Source organism: Vibrio sp. 10N.261.51.F11, from assembly GCF_041471665.1.
GTDB lineage: Bacteria > Pseudomonadota > Gammaproteobacteria > Enterobacterales > Vibrionaceae > Vibrio > Vibrio crassostreae_C.
Genome location: NZ_JBFROW010000104.1, coordinates 1 through 2,530, shown reverse-complemented (window position 1 = coordinate 2,530; position 2,530 = coordinate 1). Strand labels below are relative to the sequence as shown.

Below are 2,530 nucleotides of genomic sequence, written 5' to 3'. Positions count from 1 at the left end.
TAGCGGCTTCGTTCAACAAATTGCTTAACAGGGACTCCTAACGCTTGGCCACTTTCATACAAATTGGCTTCAGTGTTTAGGGCGCAAATTTTCAAGTTGGATGGTATAGCGTTATCGCCCGTTAGCAAGGCGTTAACTTTCCTAATCTGGAGGATAAATGGACTTAAAGATAAAGCTTACTTGTACACCTGATAGGTTGTCGAGTAGTACATTAACAGCGTTACTATCAAGTTTTACAAAGATTATCGAACAAAGTGTGTTTGAGAGTATGTGTACGATACACAAAAGAACCAGTAGAACTAGTATACAAAAAAGTGTTTATGGACACGTTCACCTCGATATCGAACGTGTTGAAAAAGGTTCATTTATTCTCTTCATCACAGGCGCTCTTGCTGGGACAATCGCTTCGTGCTTTTATGATGCCGTTAAGAAAAGGGTGACTAGAAAACTTTCACGAAATGAAGTTGTGGATGTAGTTAACGAGCATTTACCATTGATATCTAAAAATCTTAAACGCGATTTAAAAAGGAAAGATCGTTTGGGTTCGCTTTACGTTAATGATATCCATATTTCAGTTGAAAATAATGACACATTTCCAACGATGTCTATTAACATTAAACTGGGTTTACCAGAGAAGGAGCACATGCCTAATGACTCATATTCTCAAATAGACTATGTCATAAGACTGCAGGAAGCTAAGCGCGTTAGTAGGGAAAGCCGATGATAGAGAAGTTTATTGCTCCAATAGTAGTGGGGGTGGTTGTTGGGTTCATCTTATTGTTTGGTTCTGATGTTAAGGAAATATTTTTACCTGAAAGACAAGTTGAATATGAAATTATATCATCAGAACAACTTCTGGGCCCTAAAGAACTGGGGAGAAAAGAAAGGAGTGTTCTTGGTTCTACTGTAAGTAATGTGTACCTTAGTCAGATAAGGCTGGAGAGCACAGGAAAGACTGCTATCGATGATCTCGATGTTCTAGTTTCAATTGAGGTTGATAATAAGCCGAAGCTATATCGAGTTTTCTATGCCACTGAACCAAGTGAATTATTTGGAGATGTCTCGTTCTCTACGTCATCAAAACCATTTGAACATTTAATAAACATTGAAAAGTTTGTCGAAAATACAGTACTAACCGTCTCCATTGTTTCCTCAGAGCCTAACCCTGTAACTATCACTATCAATAAAAGTGGTGTCGATGTAAAAAATGTATCAAATACTGAAAGCGCTGAGGATTTAACTTATGTGGCATTGATGTCTGCAGCGGCTGTACTAGTTGGCCGTTTTCTCATCGATATATCGTTTGGACTACTTGCTCTGTGGCGTAGAAAAAAAAGTTAACAAACGACTATGGCGTCAATGATTAATTTTTGGCAGTGTTTTCATCCCACATGGCGCCATCTCTCAGCATAGAGTTAAGAGTCACAACCATCTTTCGAACACACGCGATTATTGCGACTTTCTTAGGCTTTCCGGCAGCTACAAGTCGAGCATAAGTTGCTTTGAATACGGGGTTACATTGCATGGCTGACATCATTGCCATATATAACACTGTGCGTACTTGCGCTCGACCGCCTTGGATCACGCGCTTACCTTTGTAGCGCCCACTTTCGCGTGTTATTGGAGCGACACCAATTAGTGATGCCGCTTGTTTATTTGTGATGTAGCCAAGTTCTGGTACGTTGCTAATTATTGATGCAGCGGCAATGTTTCCTATTCCAGGGACGCTCTGCAATATTGTGTTTTTAGCCTGATATTCAGGGCTATCTTCAATGAGTTTAACGAGCTTTTCTTCTAACTTGGTGATTTGATTTTTTATCGTGGTTAGCATCGGTTTGATAGTCGGATGGAGAGAAGCGGGAAGTATCTGGATTCGGTTCTTTTCCATGGTTTGCATGGATAACAACTGGTTTCGGCGAATGACTAAGTCACTCATTAGGCGTATGTTTTTTGGCTTTATGACAGTAAGAGCTGGTTTGATTGCTTCTCCATAGTGAGCAATCAATTCTGCATCTAAACGATCATTTTTGGCTCTGCGGCCAATAGCACCAGCGAACCGTTTTATGTGGACAGGGTTTGCTCTGACAATAGGTAATTGAGCCTCTGCACATGCAAGAACAAAAGGCATTTCTAATCGGCCTGTAGCTTCAATAACGATTCGTTCAGGACTGTGACTCTTAATCGTTTTGAGTGCTTTTTTGATGCCTTTATCATTGTTCTCTACTGAGAAAAATAGGTCTAGTGGCCTGATGTGGATGTCTAATTGTGTTTTGCCGGTATCAACTCCAACGTTGATGCTTTGATTGATTTTAGTATTCATAATAAGCTAACTCATGCTTGCGTAATGCGGGTTCGAGACCCAGTCGACTATTCGAGGTTTATGCTTGAAGTCCTATGTAGCGTTCATGTTTGTTATCGGTCTCTCGATAGAGGAGCCAGCGTTTAAACGAACTACTACATAGAAAGCTTTAGTTGCAGCTAAAGCCTGGGTCTCACATTACCCGATTGGAGTGCTTATTATCCATACAAA

The 2,530-nt window shown here is 40.4% G+C and carries 3 protein-coding genes; 2 read left to right on the top strand and 1 reads right to left on the bottom strand.

All coding sequences use genetic code 11. The features are described 5' to 3' along the window. The first annotated feature begins 157 nt into the window (after nt 1-157). Nucleotides 158-724 carry a hypothetical protein gene (locus tag AB4351_RS21830; protein WP_372127173.1) on the top strand — a complete coding sequence of 189 codons (567 nt, stop codon included), beginning with the start codon at nt 158-160 and terminating at the stop codon, nt 722-724. Next, nucleotides 721-1,341, top strand: a complete 621-nt coding sequence (locus AB4351_RS21825; protein WP_140078492.1) for a hypothetical protein — start codon at nt 721-723, stop codon at nt 1,339-1,341. Before AB4351_RS21830 ends, AB4351_RS21825 begins: the two co-directional genes overlap by 4 nt. 22 nt (nt 1,342-1,363) lie before the next feature. On the opposite strand, the gene AB4351_RS21820 is transcribed toward AB4351_RS21825, so the two are convergent. Next, nucleotides 1,364-2,320 carry an IS110 family transposase gene (locus AB4351_RS21820; protein ID WP_017064050.1) on the bottom strand — a complete coding sequence of 319 codons (957 nt, stop codon included), beginning with the start codon at nt 2,318-2,320 and terminating at the stop codon, nt 1,364-1,366. Nucleotides 2,321-2,530: the final 210 nt, after the last annotated feature.